The organism is Camelimonas sp. FR25, from assembly GCF_059740505.1.
The window spans coordinates 1-16,114 of record NZ_JCAWFG010000101.1 but is presented as its reverse complement, the minus strand read 5'-3'; the positions used below and the strand labels follow the sequence as shown (position 1 = coordinate 16,114).

The following is a 16,114-nucleotide window of genomic DNA, read 5'->3' as shown; positions in this document are numbered from 1 at the left end:
CGCGGCTGCAGCGCCATCTCCGTCAGGAAATTGCCGCCGCGCGCCGGTTGGTCGCGTCGCGCCGTCACAGGTTCAGGCGGATCGCCACCGATCGCGCGTGCCCCTCAAGCCCTTCGGAGCGCGCGAGGCTGACGGCGGCGGGGCCGAGCTCGCGCAACGCCTCAGGCGTGCATGACAATATCGAGGTGCGCTTCATGAAGTCCAGCACGCCGAGCCCCGACGAGAAGCGGGCCGAGCGCGCTGTCGGCAGCACATGGTTGGGGCCGCCGACATAATCGCCGATGGCTTCCGGCGTGTGCGCGCCGAGGAAGATCGCGCCGGCGTTGCGCACCTGCGCCGCCAGCTCATGGGCGTTGGCCGTCTCGATCTCCAGATGCTCGGCGGCGATGGCGTTGGCCAGCGGCACGGCGTCCTGAAGCGTCCTCACCAGGATGATGGCGCCATTGTCCTGCCACGAGGCGCGGGCGATGTCGGCGCGCGGCAGGGTGGTGAGGTGACGCTGCACCGCAGCCTCCACCGCATCGGCGAGGGCGGGGCTGTCGGTGATCAGGATGCACTGGGCGGCGACGTCGTGCTCGGCCTGGGCCAGCAGGTCGGCGGCCAGCCAGTCAGGATTGGCGTCATCGTCAGCGATCACCAGCACTTCCGAGGGGCCGGCGATCATGTCGATGCCCACCGTACCGAACACCCGGCGCTTGGCCGCCGCCACCCAGGCGTTGCCGGGGCCGACGATCTTGGCCACCGGGGCGATGGTCTGCGTGCCATAGGCGAGGGCGCCGACCGCCTGGGCGCCGCCAATGCGATAGACCTCGTCGACGCCGGCCAGGTCGGCCGCCGCCAGCACCAGCGGATTGACGGCGCCGTCAGGCGTCGGCGCCACCATGACGATGCGCGGCACGCCGGCGACGCGCGCCGGCACGGCGTTCATCAGCACCGACGACGGATAGCTGGCGGTGCCGCCTGGCACATACAGTCCGACGGCGTCCACCGCCGTCCAGCGCCAGCCCATGGTGACGCCGAGCGCGTCGGTGAAGCTCTCGTCATGCGGCTTCTGACGGGCGTGGTAGGCCTCGATGCGGTCGCGGGCGACAGCGAGGGCGGCGAGCTCCTCCGGCTTGCAGGCGGCTTTCGCCGCTGCAATTTCGTCAGCGCCGACGCGCATGCGGCCGCCGGAAATGTCGAGGCGATCATATTTGGCGGTGAGCTCGATGACCGCCGCATCGCCGCGGCTCGCCACATCGGCGAGGATCTTGCGCACGCCTTCGTCGACGTCCACCGAGGTCTCGCGCTTCAGCCCGAGCAGGCGGCGGAACGCCTCTGCGAAGTCGGGGGCGCTGGCGTCCAGACGCAACGCCGGGCCGCTTGTCTCGCCTGCAGCCATGATCAGAGCTCCCCGTCCGCTGTGTGCGCCGGTCGCCGTGCGGCTTTCCAGACCGGCCCCAGATCCTTGAGTTGCGCCTCGATGCATTCCACCTCGGCGCGCAGCGCGCCGCCGCCGGAAAAGTCGAAGCGGAGCGCGCCAGAGGGGGCTTCGCCTGGTTCGAAAGAAATTGCCAGAAGATTCAGCGCCTCCGCCCGCATGTCGATGTCCTTGTGGACGACGCGGGAGACGCGGTTGAAGTGCACCGCCGTGAGACGGCGCTGCGGTTTGCTGGCTGGCGCGGTCCAGTCAAAGCGCCGCAGCTCCAGCGCCAGACGCCGCTCATTGGGGCGCCAGACGATGTCGCCGGGACGCAGCACCGCATCCTGCAGATGCGCCGACAGCACCGCCAGATCTTCGCTGTCGAGCGCCAGGAGGCTGAGGGGCTTCATGTCTTCGGCTTTCATACGGCGGAACATGGCGACTTCCGTAAGGCGGGCTACCGGCTGCGCAGGCAAACGGCGGCGGGGTGAACAGGGCATGACGGCCAGCTACCTTGACCGGCCATAGGTAGATGGACAGTCCGAGGGCGCAGGCAAGGCCACGAAGAGCAACCGGCGCGCTGGCCATGGCGCCATACAGGATGCGACGATGCTGACGCATCCGCATCCTGACGTGCTCAGGCGCCGCGCGGGCCTAACCAGACCCCGATCTGTCCTGCTTGTCGGGGTCTTGTACAAGGTTTCATCCCGCGCCCTGACGCGCCGGAATGTTGGACTTGCTATCCTGGCAGGGGAATGCGGCGACCAGCAAGCGGCGGCGCGGCGCTGGCCGGCGTGCGCTCGCGGCGCCCGTAGCTGAATACATGCGCATGTGTGCAAATGGGCAGGCGGTAACTAATTGTCTATAACTGAGGCGCAATGCAATGGCGGCCACGCCAACTATTGTGATCAGGCTCGAGCTTTGCAACAACTGTTGATGGGGCGCCATTTGTTTCATGGCCTTGTGGTGCGTCAGGCGCTCCTGACGGCAAGGCAGGAGATTTTCCATGCTGGTCCGTAGTTTACGGGGTCTGCTGGCGATCGGCGTGATGGCGGCGTCCATGCCGCTGTCGGCCATGGCGCAGCCTTATGACCCTTACCGCCAGGCGCCGCCGCCCGGCTATGGTCGCCCCCCGCCGCCGCCACCCGGCTATGGCCGCCCGCCGCCGCCGCCACCGCCCGGCTACGGTCGCCCGCCGCCGCCACCCGGCTATGGCCGCCCGCCGCCGCCACCGCCGCCGCCTGGTTATGGTCGTCCGCCGCCACCGCCCGGTTATGGCCAGCCTGGTCCGCGTGGCAGCGTCTGCGTCACCTCTCGCGGCAGCTGCCCGACCGGCTATATGCTGCCGCGTAACGCGCCGTGCCAGTGCAATATCCCGGGCTTTGGCGTGAAGCGCGGCGCTGTGGGCTACTGACGCCCGCGCGCCGGTACAAGCGAACAGACAAAAGGCGGAGCCGCTGGCCCCGCCTTTTTTGATGTCTACATGGCGCGCTGGCGCCGCGACCGGCGGGGCGCGTCGCAGTTTCGGCGCGCCAGGCGTAATCGCGGCTTTGGGCGGCGATCGATCAGTCGCCGGAGATGCGCTCGACCTGGGCGCCGCAGCGGCTGAGCTTGGCTTCCAGCGCTTCAAAGCCGCGGTCGAGGTGGTAGACGCGGTTGACCATGGTTTCGCCATTGGCCGCGAGGGCGGCGATCACCAGCGACACCGAAGCGCGCAGGTCAGTGGCCATCACCGGCGCGCCCGTCAGCCGGTCGACGCCGTCGATCCACGCCACATCGCCATCGAGGCGGATTTTCGAGCCGAGCCGCGCCAGCTCCTGAACATGCATGAAGCGGTTCTCGAAGATGGTCTCGCGAATGCGGCTGGTGCCCTTGGCCCGGGTCAGCAGCGCCATCAGCTGGGCCTGCAGATCGGTGGGGAAGCCCGGGAACGGCTCGGTGGTGACGTCGACCGGCTGCAGCGCATGGCCATTGCGACGCACGCGAATGCCCTCATTGGTCGTCGTGATCTCGGCGCCGATCTGCGCCAGCACGTCCAGCGCCGCCTGCAGCAGCTCGGGACGGGCGCCTTCGAGCAGCACGTCGCCGCCAGTCATCGCCACGGCCATGGCGTAGGTGCCGGCCTCGATGCGGTCTGGCACCACCGAATGGCTGGCCCCGCCGAGACTGCCGACGCCCTCGATCACGATGCGCGACTGGCCTGCGCCAGTGATTTTGGCGCCCATGGCGTTGAGGCATTCGGCGAGGTCAACCACCTCTGGCTCACGCGCCGCATTGTCGATGACGGTTTCGCCCCCGGCCAGAACGGCGGCCATCAGCGCCGTATGGGTGCCGCCGACGGTGACCTTGGGGAAATCGATGTGGCCGCCCTTGAGGCCGCCGGTCGGCGCCGAGGCGACGACGTAGCCGCCTTCGATCTCGACCTTCGCGCCAAGCCGCTCCATGGCCATCAGCAGCAGATCGACGGGGCGCGTGCCGATGGCGCAGCCGCCTGGCAGCGATACGCGGGCTTGGCCCATGCGGGCGACCAGCGGCGCCAGCACCCAGAAGCTGGCGCGCATGCGCGACACCAGCTCGTAGGGCGCGGTGGTGTCGATCACCGAGGCGGCCTTCAGGCGGATGCTCTGACCGGTCTCCTGGGTCTGGCCCGGACGCTTGCCGGCGATGGTGGTGTCGACGCCGTGATTGGACAGGATGCGGAGCAATTGCTGCACGTCGGCGAGGCGCGGCACATTGTGCAGCTCAAGTGTTTCCGACGTCAGCAGGCTGGCGATCATCAGGGGCAAGGCGGCGTTCTTGGCGCCGGAAATCGGAATGACGCCGTTGAGCGGCGCTCCGCCCGTGATCCGGATACGATCCATACAAATGCTCCAGGCGAATGCTCGCCTCTGGTGATCGCAACAGGCCGACCCCGTGCTGCTGACGGGCAGGCGGCCTGCAGGTGAAAGACTCTCGTGGCCCTGACGCGAGGCCACGCTACGCGGGCAAGCGCCGCGCGCCCTTACGGGAGCGCCGGGGCGCCGGCGTCACGCAAATTGTGCTGTTTCCTCCGCCTTGCCTGTGCGCCCTCGCGCTTCGTGCGGCAGGGGCGCAGCGTGCATGGGCGCAGCGCACATGGGCGCGGCGCACATCGGCGCGGCATGCAGGACCAGACCAGGCAGGACCACACGATGCCCAGGCAAGGCGCGCGCCTGGCGCCGCGGTAGCCTCGCTTCGCCAGGCTGAGCGCATTCGCTGGCCCGGGGCGCCGTTTCGGCTGGCTTTTGGCGGATTGTCGCTGTTGATTCTTGCGTAAGGCGGGATTTTGGCAGAGCACATGGGTCGTTACAAGCGCTTCAATGCCACAGGCTGTCCTGCGCACCCGGCGCTGATCAGGCGTCAGCGCGCGCCGGGGGCGCAGGTTCCCCTGGCGGGGTCGCGGCGTCTTCGCCTTCCACGCCATCGTCTGCAGCGTCGGGCGCCGGCCGCGGGCCCTGGGCGCGTTCGCGCGTCTGGGTCTTGCGCTTACGCAGATTGGCCCGCAGCGCCTCCGCCAGCCGCTTCTGTCGGTCCGCCGCTGTTTCGCCGCTCAATGTCGCCTCCTGTCCCGGCCCGGTTCATCGCTTGCGCCAGATTGCGACGCGTCAGGCGTGATGCGTCGGAATATCGCGCGCACGCCATACCATAATTCCTGGCGGCGGGGCGACGCGATTGTGACAGGGCCGGGGTTGTCGCCACACTTGCGTCATGACGGTTTCGCGACCAGCACATCTGCCGCAGCGCAAGCAAACGACGGCTTGCAATGCCTGGTCGCCGCCGCCTGCGGCGATTGTTACAGCCCTTGCTTCACACTTTTGTCTGGAATGTTTCCAGGCCAGAACGCATATTGCCGCCATAAAGCCTGCGGCGGCCATGGCCGTCGCCCTGACCGAATGCAGCGCATCGGCGGCGCGAGGCGACGCAACCGGCGCTAACCACAGGGTTGCGCCGGGCAGCGCGGAACGGGACCGTGATGAATTACGATCAATATTTCGAGGACGCTCTGACGGCGCTCAGGAATGAGCGTCGTTACCGGGTGTTCGTGACCATTGAGCATGACGTGGCGCGGTTTCCGCGTGCGATCTGGCATGGTCCTGACGGCGCGCGCGACGTCACCGTGTGGTGCACCAATGACTATCTCGGCATGGGCCGCCACAAGGTGGTGACCGAGGCGATGGCCGAGTGCGCCCGCACCCTTGGCGTTGGCGCCGGCGGCACCCGCAATATCGCCGGCACCTCGAAACCGATCGTTGACCTTGAAGCCTCGCTGGCTGACCTGCACGGCAAGCAGGCGGCGCTGGTGTTCACCTCGGGCTATGTTTCCAATGAGACCGGCATCTCGACCCTGTCGAAGCTGCTGCCCAACCCGCTGCTCATCTCCGATGAGATGAACCATAATTCGATGATCGAGGGCGTGCGCCGCTCCGGCGCCGAGAAGCGGATCTTCCGCCACAACGACCTCGTGCATCTGGAAGAGATCCTGAAGGCGGCGGGTCCTGATCGCGCCAAGGTCATCATCTTCGAGAGCGTCTATTCGATGGACGGCGACGTCTCGCCGATCCACGCCATCTGCGACCTCGCCGAACGCTACAACGCCATGACCTATCTCGATGAGGTGCATGCGGTGGGGCTCTATGGCGCCCGTGGCGGCGGCTATGCCGAGGAAGTCGGGGCCATGCACCGCATCGACATTGTCGAGGCGACGCTGGCCAAGGGCTTTGGCTGCCTCGGCGGCTATCTGACCGGCAAGGAAGCGGTGATCGACGCCATCCGCTCGCATGCGCCGGGCTTCATCTTCACCACGGCGCTGCCGCCGCCGGTAGCCGCCGCCGCCCGCGCCGCCATTGAGCATCTCAAGGTCAGCGGCGTCGAGCGGGCCCAGCAGCGCGCCCAGGTGGCGAAGACCAAGGCGCGGCTTGAGGCCGCCGGCCTGCCGGTGATGGCCAATAACACCCATATCGTGCCGGTGATGGTTGGCGACGCCCAATTGGCCAAAGCGGCGAGCGATCTGCTGATCGAAAAGCACGGCATCTATGTGCAGCCGATCAACTACCCCACGGTGCCGCGCGGCACGGAGCGGCTGCGCATCACGCCGACGCCCTACCACAATGACGCGCTGATCGAGCATCTGGCTGACGCGCTGGTCGCCACCTGGGCCGAACTCGGCCTGACGCTAAGCGAACGCCGCGCCGCCTGATCGGCTCGAGTTGTTGACGTGACGCAAAGGCCGCCGGGGCTCCCGGCGGTCTTTTTGTTTGGCGTGTGGGAGCGGCGTGCGCAGGGGGCTTGAGGGGGGCGCGGCGTCGGCGTTGGCGGGGCGCGGCGTCGGCGCGTTGGCGGATGGTCGGCGCGGAGCGAAGACGTGGATGCCCGTGACGAGCACGGGCATGACGCGGGGAGGGGCGGGGCCCAGGGGGCTGGCCGAGGGGCGGGGTCAAGGCGCGAGGCCAAGGGGCGGGAAACGGGTGGGGAGCGGGCGGCGTACGGGATGTTGTGCAGGGGCGTCTGTCTCTCCGTCATGCCCGTGCTTGTCACGGGCATCCACGCGTTATCGCAACGCCGCCCGCGCTCAGGACGATACCGCATTGATGGAGGCGCCAGTGTGCACGCCCGTGTCGGGCAAGGCGGGACGGCCCCGTCGCCCCGGTGAGCATCGCGAGCGCGCAGCCATAGCGCCAGCGTTGCGGGTCTTGCCGTCCCCGCAAAGGCCTGGCGTTCACGATGGCGTCATGCACAGCCCCGACAGCCCGTTTTGTGGAAAAGCGCGAAATCGTCGCATTCCACAAACAATCGTCACTCCGCGCTTGCGCACCGTCAGGGGCTGTGGCAATTGAGCGGCCATCGAGGGACGCGGTCGCGCCGGACGCGACGCTCCTGAGGAAAGCCGCAGTAGCTCAGTGGTAGAGCACACCATTGGTAATGGTGAGGTCGGGAGTTCAATCCTCCCCTGCGGCACCATTCTCCCCCGATCTTCCCTATCGCCAGTGACCTGACGCGCCGCCATGATCTGGCCGCATGCTTGTTGCGCCCGCGACGCGGCGCAGCGGCTGTATCTGCGCGGCGATTGGCCTTATGACTTTGCTCAAGACAATTCAGAACGCCGCTCCGCCCAAAGCGGAGGCGCGGCGCTGTTCGGCTCGCCCCTCGCGCCAGGCTCGCCTGACGCGAGGACGCCGCAGCGGCGACGCGCGCAGGCGCAGGGCAGGAAACACATGACTTCAGCCAGCGCGATTGATCCAACCACGCCGATCCTTGTCGGCTGTGGCGATGTCACCGATCTGACCACCCCGGCCACCGACGCGCGCTCGCCGCTCGATCTGATCGCCCAGGCTGGCCGTAAGGCGCTCGATGACGCCGGCGCCCCTGGCCTTTCCGGCATCATCGACGCCGTGGCCATGCTGCGCATGTTCGCCGACGCCGCGCCGCGTTTCAGCACCAGCTTCGGCCGCTCGACCAATCCGCCGAAGAGCATCGCCAATCGCCTTGGCCTCGACCCCGCCCGCTGCATCTACACGTGGAATGGCGGCAACATGCCCCAATACCTCGTCAACATGTTCGCCGAGCAGATCACGGCGGGCGAGGTGCGGGCGGCGCTGCTGGTGGGCGGCGAGGCGCTGCGCACCCAGCACGGCGCCACGCGCTCAGACGTCAAGGCCAATTGGGCGGAAGATCCGGGCGGCGCGCCGGAAGAGATCGGCGATCCGCGGCGTGGCTGGAGCGACTATGAAGAGCGGCATTTGATGCGCGCCGCCATCGCCATGTATCCGCTGATCGAAAACGCCATACGCGGCAAGCGTGGCCGCGACGTCGCCAGCCATCTGGTCGAGATGGGCAGACTGTTTGCGGGCTTTGCTGCGGTGGCGAAAGACAACCCCTACGCCACGCGGCGCGAAGGCTATAGCGCGGAGCAATTGTCGACCATCACGCCGGAAAACCGCTGGATCGGCTTTCCCTATCCGCGCCTGATGAACGCCAATGCCTATATTGATCAGGCGGCGGCGGTGGTGATGACCTCGGTGGGCCACGCCCGCGTTTTGGGCATTCCCGAAAGTAAATGGGTGTTTCTGCATGGTTGCGCCGACGGGCACGACCACTGGTTCCTGTCGGAGCGTGAGGTGATCGCTGGCTCGGCCGCCATCCGCAATGGCGCAAGGCTGGCGCTGGACATGGCGGGCAAGAGCGTCGCCGACATGGACTTCCTCGACCTGTACAGCTGCTTCCCCTCGGCGGTGGAGATCGCCTGCCAGGAAATCGGCGTCGCTGAGGATGATCCGCGCGGTCTCACCGTCACCGGCGGTCTGCCGTTCTTCGGTGGCCCGGGCAACAGCTACGTCATGCACTCGATATCCGAGATGATGCGGCGGGTGCGTGGCCGGCCAGGCAGCTTCGGCCTCGTTACCGCCAACGGCAATTACATCACCAAGCATTCCTTTGGCGTTTATTCGACGACGCCGACCGAGGGGCGCTGGACCCGGCAGGATCCGGCCGTGCTGCAGCGGCAGCTCGACGCCTTGCCCAAGGCGCCGCTGGTGGAGGCGGCCAATGGCCCTGCGACCATCGAGACCTATGACATTATGTATGGCAAATCCGAGCCGGATTTCGGCATCGTCATGGGCCGGCTCACCAGCACCGGCGAGCGCTTCCTCGCCAATACGCCGCGGGACGTCGCGCTGCTGCAGGATCTGCAGTCCAAAGAAGGGCTCGGTCGCCCGGGCGTCGTGCGGCACGAGGAGGGGCGCAACATCTTCACCCCAGCCTGAACGGCTGCTGGTCGCCGGCGCGCCCTGGCGGCCAGAAGGCGCCCGCTTCAAACTTCCGTGACAGGCCACGGACCCGGCCTCGGCGCCGCCTTGCCATGGAGATGTGGGAGCCGTTGCCAGTAAAGGCTTTTGCCAATTGTCGTTATGGACAAGCTCGCGTCTGATCTCCTTTAGGTCATGCACCCCACGGGAGATTGCCGCGACGGACATCAGGCGCCAGACTCACGCTGACACCATGGGCCAATACCATGGGAAGACCTGCCCACCGTTACGTCGTGACAGTCATGGCAGGTCGCTTCAGGGAGTTTGGCGGAATGAAACGATACCTGATCTGTCTGGCGATGCTGCTCGGGTTGGGACTGGCCACGGCGGTGGCGACGCCGCCTGCACAGGCGGCGGCTGGCGCGGGCCTTGCGCCCGTGGCCGAGGCGGCGAACGGCGGGCTGCTTGAACGCGCCCAGCTGTATTGCGGGCCCTATGGCTGCGCCTATCGTCCGCGCCGCTATTATCGACCCTATTACTATGCGCCACGTCGCTACTATCGGCCGCGCTATTATGCGCCCCGCTATTACGCGCCGCGCCGCTATTACGCCCCGCGCTATTATTATCGCCGCTGGTGAACTGACGCACCGCATGGCCGCATGGCGCGCCGTGGCGCCGTGCGGCCATCGTGCGCCAGAGGCCGGGGTGATTGTCTGGCGGCTGGTCACGCAGCGCGTCCGTGACGCAGCGTCAAAAAATCGAAGGCGTCAACAGCACAGGCGCTGGCCCATTGGCCAGCGCCTGTGCTGTGCGTCAGCAACTTTGCCGCCAGGTATGATGCTCCCCTTGCGGCCGCGCCGCCGGGCGTGCGTCAGCCGCCGGCGCGGCGGCGGGCCGGCAGCAGGCGCGCTGCGTCAGCCCCAAGGCCAGGGCCTGGCTCTACCGTCACCTGCCTGGGATCGAGCGCCTCGCCGCATTCAGAACAGCACATCACCGCTGAAAAAAGCTTGTCGCAGCAGCGGTGGTGATAGAGCAGCGGACTGCCGTGGCCGTCATCCAGCCACGCGTCGCCCCAGCGGGCCATGGCCATCAGCACCGGATAAAGCTCCAGCCCCTTCTGGGTCAGGACATATTCATGGCGTTCGGGCGCGGTCTGGTAGGGCACGCGGTTGAGAATACCTGCGTCGGTAAAACGCTTCAGCCGGTCGGCGAGGATATGCCGCGACACCCCAAGCCGCCTCTGAAATTCGTCAAAGCGCCGCACCCGCAAGAAGCAGTCGCGCAGCACCAGCAGGCTCCAGCGATCGCCGACGAAGGCGAGGGTGCGGGCGATCGAGCAGGGCTCTTCCTCCAGCGACTTCCATTTCATCTGCCGTCTCCCCCAAGGTTATCAGGCCTGCCCCATAGCCTTGCGGCGCAACCCGTCGCGTCAGCGCGCTGTTTGCGCCAGGCAGCACGATATCGCGCATCTGCGACCTGCAAGGCGCAAGCGACGCCTGGCCTTGAACGCCGCCCATAGCTTCTTGCCGACGGCTTTCGCCATCAGTCGGATGTGGCCAGCACACCCGCGCTTGACAGCGGCTGCGGAGCGCATAGGCTGACGTTAGTTCCTTTTTGGAACTTTGTCATGTCTGGCGCAGGTCGCTGCGCCATGAGCGTATCCGGATGCGGGGCGGCAAGACCCGGCGACGGCAAAGGGAGAGGGGCATGGTTGCGGCTGAGTTCATGTTTGATTTTGGCAGCCCCAATGCGTGGCTGGCGCATCTGGCGCTGCCGGGGGTCGAGGCGCGCACCGGCATTAGCTTCCGTTACACGCCGGTGTTGCTGGGCGGGGTGTTCCGCCTCACCGGCAACCGGTCGCCGATGGAGGCGTTTGCCGGTATTCGCAACAAGCCCGAATATGAAATGCGCGAGATGCAGCGCTTCATCGCGCGTCATGGCGTCACCCGCTTCCAGATGAACCCGCATTTCCCGGTGAATACGCTGCAACTGATGCGCGGCGCCGTCGCGGCCCGGCGGGAAGATGTGTTCCGGCCTTACCTTGAGGCGGTGTTCAGCGCCATGTGGGAGCATCCGCGCAAGATGGATGACGCGGCGGTGTTCCATGCAACCCTTGCGGAAGCAGGCCTGCCGGCGGACCGGCTGATCGCCCGGGCCGCTGATCAGGATGTCAAAGATGAATTGCTGGCCAACACCGCCCAGGCGGTTGAGCGCGGCGTCTTCGGCATCCCCAGTTTCTTCGTCGGCGATGAGCTGTTCTTCGGCAAGGACCGTCTGCGCGAGGTGGAAGAAGAGATCATGACGGCGCGCCAGGGCCGTTGACGGCGCTCTTCATCCAGGCGCCAGCGCGGCGCGTGGGCGCCGCAGATGCACGGGATAGCGCCGACGTCCGGATCGTCCGCCGCCGATCCGGCTCGCTTTGCGCACGGCAGGCGGTCACGCGCAGTGCTTTGCGCCATATACGGAGAACGCCATGACGCAGCAGGCAAAGGGCCAGGGGGGCGCCACCGCATCGGTCGCCGTGATCGGCGCTGGCGATTACATCGGCGCTGCCATATGCCGGAAATTCGCCGCCGAGGGCTTCGCCGTCCATGCCGGGCGGCGCGACGGGGCGAAGCTTGAGGGGCTCATCAACGACATCCGCGCCTCTGGCGGCATGGCGGGCGGCCGCGCGCTCGACGCGCGCAATGAGGCGGATGTGACGGCGTTTCTCGCCGAGGCTGACGCCGTGGCGCCGCTGGAGGTGTGCATCTTCAATGTCGGGGCCAATGTCAATTTCCCCTTGCTGGACACGAGTGAACGTGTGTTCCGCAAGGTTTGGGAGATGGCCTGCTACGGCGGCTTTCTCGCCACGCGCGAGGCGGCGCGGATCATGCTTGGCCATGGCCGCGGCAAGATCTTCCTGACCGGCGCCACCGCGGGCATGCGCGGCGGCAAGGGCTACGCCGCCTTCGCCAGCGCCAAATTCGGCCTGCGCGCCGTGGCCCAGTCGGCGGCGCGCGAGCTGGGGCCGCAGAACATACATGTGGCGCATCTGGTGATCGATTCTGGCGTCGACACGGCCTGGGTGCGTGAGCGCATCGCGGCGCGCGGCGGCCCGCAGGCCCTGGACGCGCTTGGTGAAGACCAGCTGATGCAGCCAGAATCGGTTGCGCGCGCCTATTGGGCGCTCTATCAGCAGCCCAGAGACGCATGGACGCATGAGCTGGACCTGCGCCCCTGGGCGGAGCCGTGGTGACGGATGGCGCAGGGGCAGGTCTGCCAGCGCCATGGGTCACGCCTCATCCGCGCTGGCCAATCGCGGCAAGTAGCGCGGCAAAAAGATTTGTACAACGCATGTCGCAGGCAACGCCTGCCAATGCGACTATCCGGGAAGGAATGAGACACCAATGAAGACGCGCATTACTGAGCTGTTCGGCATCAAGCACCCGATCATTCAGGGCGGCATGCACTATGTGGGCATGGCCGAGCTGGCCGCCGCCGTCTCCAACGCTGGCGGCCTCGGCATCATCACCGCGCTGACCCAGCCGACCGCTGCAGACCTCGCCCGCGAGATCGAGAAGGCGCAGAAGCTGACCGACAAGCCGCTTGGCGTGAACCTGACCTTCCTGCCAGTCGTCAATGCTCCGGACTATCCGGGCTATGTGAAGGCCATCATCGACAGCGGCATCAAGGCGGTTGAGACCGCCGGCAACAACCCGGGCAAATGGGTTGAGATGCTGAAGGCCGCTGACATCAAGGTCATTCACAAGTGCACCACCATCCGTCACTCGCTGAAGGCCCAGGGCATCGGCGTCGACGCGCTGTCGGTGGACGGCTTCGAGTGCGGCGGTCACCCGGGCGAAGACGACATTCCGAACTTCATCCTGCTGGCCCGCGCCCAGGAAGAGCTGAAGGTGCCGTTCGTGGCCTCGGGCGGCATGGCCGATGGCCGCAGCCTCGTCGCCGCGCTGGCGCTGGGCGCCGAGGGCATCAACATGGGCACCCGCTTCATCGCCACCAAGGAAGCGCCGGTGCACGAGAACGTCAAGCAGGCCATCCTGGCCGCCTCTGAGGTCGACACCCGCCTCGTGATGCGCCCGCTGCGCAACACCGAGCGCGTGCTGCGCAACCCTGCTGTGGACCGTATCCTCGAGAAGGAAAAGGCCCTGGGCGCCAACATCAAGTTCGAGGACATCGCCGCTGAAGTGGCGGGCGTTTATCCGCGCATCATGAAGAATGGCGAGATGGACATCGGCGCATGGTCGTGCGGCATGGTCGCTGGCCTGATCAACGACATCCCGACCTGCCAGGAGCTGATCGACCGGATCATGAGCCAGGCTGACGAGCTGATCAACAAGCGTCTGGCTGGCTACGCCAACAGCTGAGGCGGGGAGCCAGGGCGCCTTATTCGCCCTTCAACGCGATGAAAGACGGCCAGGCCTTGCGCCTGGCCGTTGTTGTTTGCGCAAGGCGCAGTTGTCGAACCGCTGCAATCGCGGCGCAGCGCCCTTTCGTGCGTGCGACAGAGGCTGCGGGCGACCGAGACTGCCGGCGACCGAGACTGCGGGCAACCGGGATTGCGGACTCCCGGGCCTGTGGGCGCCTGGGCCTGACCCAGCGGGTTCTTGTGCAAGCTGCAGGCCTTGCATTTGGCCAGGCCTTGTCTTTGGGCCAGGCCTTGCATTTGGCCAGGTCTTGTCTTTGAGCCAGGTCTTGTCCTTGAGCCAGCTCTTGCCCTTGGTCAGGGCTTGTGCCTGCTCTGGACTTGCCCTGGTCGGGGCTTGGCCAAGGACATGCGCCGCCCGCCTTCGGCCCGGCGCCGGACGCCTCGCGCAGGCGGTTGCGAAGATAAATTAAGTCAAGATGCGCATACTTGGTCTATGCCGTTAGGGCAGTGACGCGGCATGTGGGCCGCGACGTCCGGGCAGGCGCCTGCGAGCAACCGACCGCGGTTTTATTGGGCGACGTTGAATGGGACGTGACGACCAGAGCGTTTAACTTCAGGCTGCCGTGGCGTTCATCTCGCGTCGCACCACAAGGGCCAGCGCCTCGCGCATGGCGCTGTGGGCCGCGCCCTGCGCCTCAAGCAAGTCGATGGCCGACAGCAGGACGCCGCGCCATTGCTGCTCGCTCAGGGCGCCCTCGCTTGCTTCGCGCTCCCTGCGAAAGTCAGCCAACACCTGCGTCACCATCTGCGCACAGACGACTGGATCGGCGACGTCAGCGTGAGACAGGCGCTCGAGCAGGCGACTAATCGTGGCGGCAGGCATGGCGACTTCCACTTCTCTGACGGTCCTGGCGATCCGTTGGCCATCGTTGGGATGACGCCGGATCACGCCAGCTGACTCTAGCGGCCATTCGCCCTGAGCGCGAGCCCGGCCCTGGTCGTTGCGTCGCTGCGCACGTGTAGTTGATCGCCGCCCTGGGGGCGCTGCGAATCGTCAGACGTCGCGACCGGCGCCCCCATAGGGACGCGGCGGGATGGGCCGCCGGAGGCGCCTCCGGAAGTAGCTGCGACGTATTAACGCAATTTTGATCTGGCGTGGCGGCGCGTGGCGCGCGCAGTTCGGGGGCGGCGAAAGGTACTGATGCGTACAAAATCAGTTACACATACATCTTTTGTGGGAATCATCAGCGGAAGGGGGCGTAACGCCTTGAAAACAGCCAAAAAACGCCGAAAGCAATCGGGCTGGCGGCCGTCTGTACGGCTTTGGCTGCGCCGTAACAGCCCTGCGTCAGGCAGGTGGGTGACGTGATATTCCACCAGCTGATCAGATGATAAACACGTCATAGTGCAGCAAATCTATATTGAAAAAGTTGGAAAACGTTGTTGTTTTCGAGTTAGGGCATGCCATATACGGAAGCGACGCTTCTCGGTAAGCATAGCGATCGCCTAGGCCAAAGGCGGGGCGTGTCGATGATTGGCAAGTACCTTGTCACGCTGCGTACCCGCGGTCAGTCGCCTGACGCTCGACTGCCCGTCCAGTAACGCTGTCCGCAGGTTGTCATCGGGCATGAGCATCAGTTCGTGTCGTTGACGATATGCAGGCGGTTTGACTTGCGGGTTCGCTGGATTGCCGGGGCCACTATTTTGTTATCTGGAATTAACTATTGCTTTCTGCTGGGCGCGCGTTAATTTTCAGATGGATTTGAGGGACGATTCCATGGCTGATTCAGTGCAGACGCAAAATCTCATCGAGCTCACCGCTGACATTGTCGCGGCTTATGTCGCCAATAATCAGCTGGACGGTGTTCAGCTCGGCGATTTGATCAGTTCTGTTCACGATTCACTGGTCAAGCTGACGACGGGCGCCTCGGAGCCTGTGGCCGAACCGCAGCAGCCGGCCGTGCCGGTCAAGCGTTCGGTGACGCCGGATTACATTATCTGCCTCGAAGACGGTAAGAAGTTTAAGTCGCTGAAGCGCCACCTGCGCACGTCTTACGACCTGACCCCTGAACAGTACCGCGCCAAGTGGGGGCTGCCGTCCGACTACCCGATGGTTGCTCCGAACTACGCTGCGTCGCGTTCGGCTCTCGCCAAGTCGATGGGTCTGGGTCAGCAGCGTCGTCGTCGTGGCGCCGCCAATGACGGTGCGCGCGCCGCCAGCGCCGCCAAGTCTGCGGCAACCAGCACCCGGAAGCGTGGCCCGGCCAAGGGCGCCGAATAATCAGGCGCTCAACGCCTGGCCGGTCGCGGTTGACGCGTTGCGGTTGAACTGGCGCATCGACCAGCCCATGCGTCGCTCGACGGATGTATCCGGGTAGTGGGCGGCTTGGGTGTCGCCGCCAGGGCGCTTCGCCACCGGTGGCGGCTGGGCCTGGCGCAATGCCCCTGGCGTCGGAAAGAAGTCCGGCGCCGTATATCTGCCAGAGTTGAATAGTCCCAGCGCGACCCTGATCCGGGGTCGCGTTTTTCGTTTTGGCGCGCGCAGCGGCGCCAGGCGCCCTGCAGCTTGTCCTGTCCCAAGTA

General features: G+C 66.3%; 15 protein-coding genes and 1 tRNA gene. 9 read left to right on the top strand and 7 right to left on the bottom strand.

Annotated features, from left to right (window positions below; all coding sequences use genetic code 11):
* Positions 1–64: 64 nt before the first annotated feature.
* From hisD to AC6A67_RS14430, 3 genes are all read right to left on the bottom strand, one after another.
* Positions 65–1,381 carry a histidinol dehydrogenase gene (gene hisD / locus AC6A67_RS14440; protein ID WP_498037254.1) on the bottom strand — a complete coding sequence of 439 codons (1,317 nt, stop codon included), beginning with the start codon at positions 1,379–1,381 and terminating at the stop codon, positions 65–67.
* 2 nt (positions 1,382–1,383) lie between these two features.
* Positions 1,384–1,812: a DUF2948 family protein gene (locus tag AC6A67_RS14435; RefSeq protein ID WP_498037347.1), complete on the bottom strand. Its 429-nt coding sequence runs from the start codon at positions 1,810–1,812 to the stop codon at positions 1,384–1,386.
* 292 nt (positions 1,813–2,104) lie between these two features.
* Complete coding sequence (locus AC6A67_RS14430; protein ID WP_498037253.1) at positions 2,105–2,410, bottom strand: hypothetical protein; 306 nt, start codon at positions 2,408–2,410, stop codon at positions 2,105–2,107.
* On the opposite strand from AC6A67_RS14430, the gene AC6A67_RS14425 reads away from it, so the two are divergent.
* A complete protein-coding gene (locus AC6A67_RS14425; protein WP_498037252.1) occupies positions 2,409–2,816 on the top strand; it encodes a hypothetical protein in 408 nt (135 codons plus the stop codon). The two genes, AC6A67_RS14430 and AC6A67_RS14425, sit on opposite strands and share 2 nt — an antisense overlap.
* A 151-nt stretch (positions 2,817–2,967) precedes the next feature.
* On the opposite strand, the gene murA is transcribed toward AC6A67_RS14425, so the two are convergent.
* Complete coding sequence (gene murA, locus AC6A67_RS14420) at positions 2,968–4,263, bottom strand: UDP-N-acetylglucosamine 1-carboxyvinyltransferase (protein ID WP_498037251.1); 1,296 nt, start codon at positions 4,261–4,263, stop codon at positions 2,968–2,970.
* Positions 4,264–4,773: 510 nt separating this feature from the next.
* A complete protein-coding gene (locus AC6A67_RS14415; RefSeq protein ID WP_498037250.1) occupies positions 4,774–4,974 on the bottom strand; it encodes a hypothetical protein in 201 nt (66 codons plus the stop codon).
* Between the two features lie 419 nt (positions 4,975–5,393).
* Here AC6A67_RS14415 and hemA point away from each other — a divergent pair, with 419 nt between their 5' ends.
* The 4 genes from hemA (at position 5,394) to AC6A67_RS14395 (ending at position 9,800) form a co-directional block, all read left to right on the top strand.
* Complete coding sequence (hemA, locus tag AC6A67_RS14410; protein WP_498037249.1) at positions 5,394–6,617, top strand: 5-aminolevulinate synthase; 1,224 nt, start codon at positions 5,394–5,396, stop codon at positions 6,615–6,617.
* 686 nt (positions 6,618–7,303) lie between these two features.
* Positions 7,304–7,378: transfer RNA gene (locus tag AC6A67_RS14405), tRNA-Thr, on the top strand.
* Between the two features lie 254 nt (positions 7,379–7,632).
* A complete protein-coding gene (locus tag AC6A67_RS14400; RefSeq protein ID WP_498037248.1) occupies positions 7,633–9,180 on the top strand; it encodes an acetyl-CoA acetyltransferase in 1,548 nt (515 codons plus the stop codon).
* A gap of 314 nt (positions 9,181–9,494) precedes the next feature.
* Positions 9,495–9,800, top strand: coding sequence for a hypothetical protein (locus tag AC6A67_RS14395; protein ID WP_498037247.1), 306 nt, complete (start codon positions 9,495–9,497; stop codon positions 9,798–9,800).
* Positions 9,801–10,033: 233 nt separating this feature from the next.
* On the opposite strand, the gene AC6A67_RS14390 is transcribed toward AC6A67_RS14395, so the two are convergent.
* Positions 10,034–10,531: a winged helix-turn-helix transcriptional regulator gene (locus AC6A67_RS14390; protein WP_498037246.1), complete on the bottom strand. Its 498-nt coding sequence runs from the start codon at positions 10,529–10,531 to the stop codon at positions 10,034–10,036.
* Between the two features lie 338 nt (positions 10,532–10,869).
* Between AC6A67_RS14390 and AC6A67_RS14385 the strand changes: the two genes are divergently transcribed.
* From AC6A67_RS14385 to AC6A67_RS14375, 3 genes are all read left to right on the top strand, one after another.
* Positions 10,870–11,484 (top strand): 2-hydroxychromene-2-carboxylate isomerase, encoded by a 615-nt coding sequence (locus AC6A67_RS14385; RefSeq protein ID WP_498037245.1) that lies wholly within the window; start codon positions 10,870–10,872, stop codon positions 11,482–11,484.
* A 151-nt stretch (positions 11,485–11,635) separates the two neighbouring features.
* Positions 11,636–12,400, top strand: a complete 765-nt coding sequence (locus AC6A67_RS14380; RefSeq protein ID WP_498037244.1) for an SDR family NAD(P)-dependent oxidoreductase — start codon at positions 11,636–11,638, stop codon at positions 12,398–12,400.
* Between the two features lie 151 nt (positions 12,401–12,551).
* Entirely contained in the window at positions 12,552–13,529 is a 978-nt protein-coding gene (locus AC6A67_RS14375; RefSeq protein ID WP_498037243.1) for an NAD(P)H-dependent flavin oxidoreductase, read from the top strand.
* A 615-nt stretch (positions 13,530–14,144) separates the two neighbouring features.
* Here AC6A67_RS14375 and AC6A67_RS14370 read toward each other — a convergent pair.
* Positions 14,145–14,414 (bottom strand): hypothetical protein, encoded by a 270-nt coding sequence (locus AC6A67_RS14370; protein WP_498037242.1) that lies wholly within the window; start codon positions 14,412–14,414, stop codon positions 14,145–14,147.
* Positions 14,415–15,308: 894 nt separating this feature from the next.
* On the opposite strand from AC6A67_RS14370, the gene AC6A67_RS14365 reads away from it, so the two are divergent.
* The gene (locus AC6A67_RS14365) at positions 15,309–15,812 is read left to right on the top strand and encodes a Ros/MucR family transcriptional regulator (protein ID WP_498037241.1); all 504 of its coding nucleotides are present in this window, start codon (positions 15,309–15,311) and stop codon (positions 15,810–15,812) included.
* Positions 15,813–16,114: the final 302 nt, after the last annotated feature.

What these genes read in the sequence shown, in the direction of transcription:
- hisD (WP_498037254.1), bottom strand. Translation starts at nt 1,381, where the DNA reads ATGGCTGCAGGCGAGACAAGCGGCCCGGCGTTGCGTCTGGACGCCAGC.
- AC6A67_RS14435 (WP_498037347.1), bottom strand. Translation starts at nt 1,812, where the DNA reads ATGAAGCCCCTCAGCCTCCTGGCGCTCGACAGCGAAGATCTGGCGGTG.
- AC6A67_RS14425 (WP_498037252.1), top strand. Translation starts at nt 2,409, where the DNA reads ATGCTGGTCCGTAGTTTACGGGGTCTGCTGGCGATCGGCGTGATGGCG.
- AC6A67_RS14430 (WP_498037253.1), bottom strand. Translation starts at nt 2,410, where the DNA reads ATGGAAAATCTCCTGCCTTGCCGTCAGGAGCGCCTGACGCACCACAAG.
- murA (WP_498037251.1), bottom strand. Translation starts at nt 4,263, where the DNA reads ATGGATCGTATCCGGATCACGGGCGGAGCGCCGCTCAACGGCGTCATT.
- hemA (WP_498037249.1), top strand. Translation starts at nt 5,394, where the DNA reads ATGAATTACGATCAATATTTCGAGGACGCTCTGACGGCGCTCAGGAAT.
- AC6A67_RS14400 (WP_498037248.1), top strand. Translation starts at nt 7,633, where the DNA reads ATGACTTCAGCCAGCGCGATTGATCCAACCACGCCGATCCTTGTCGGC.
- AC6A67_RS14395 (WP_498037247.1), top strand. Translation starts at nt 9,495, where the DNA reads ATGAAACGATACCTGATCTGTCTGGCGATGCTGCTCGGGTTGGGACTG.
- AC6A67_RS14390 (WP_498037246.1), bottom strand. Translation starts at nt 10,531, where the DNA reads ATGAAATGGAAGTCGCTGGAGGAAGAGCCCTGCTCGATCGCCCGCACC.
- AC6A67_RS14385 (WP_498037245.1), top strand. Translation starts at nt 10,870, where the DNA reads ATGGTTGCGGCTGAGTTCATGTTTGATTTTGGCAGCCCCAATGCGTGG.
- AC6A67_RS14380 (WP_498037244.1), top strand. Translation starts at nt 11,636, where the DNA reads ATGACGCAGCAGGCAAAGGGCCAGGGGGGCGCCACCGCATCGGTCGCC.
- AC6A67_RS14375 (WP_498037243.1), top strand. Translation starts at nt 12,552, where the DNA reads ATGAAGACGCGCATTACTGAGCTGTTCGGCATCAAGCACCCGATCATT.
- AC6A67_RS14370 (WP_498037242.1), bottom strand. Translation starts at nt 14,414, where the DNA reads ATGCCTGCCGCCACGATTAGTCGCCTGCTCGAGCGCCTGTCTCACGCT.
- AC6A67_RS14365 (WP_498037241.1), top strand. Translation starts at nt 15,309, where the DNA reads ATGGCTGATTCAGTGCAGACGCAAAATCTCATCGAGCTCACCGCTGAC.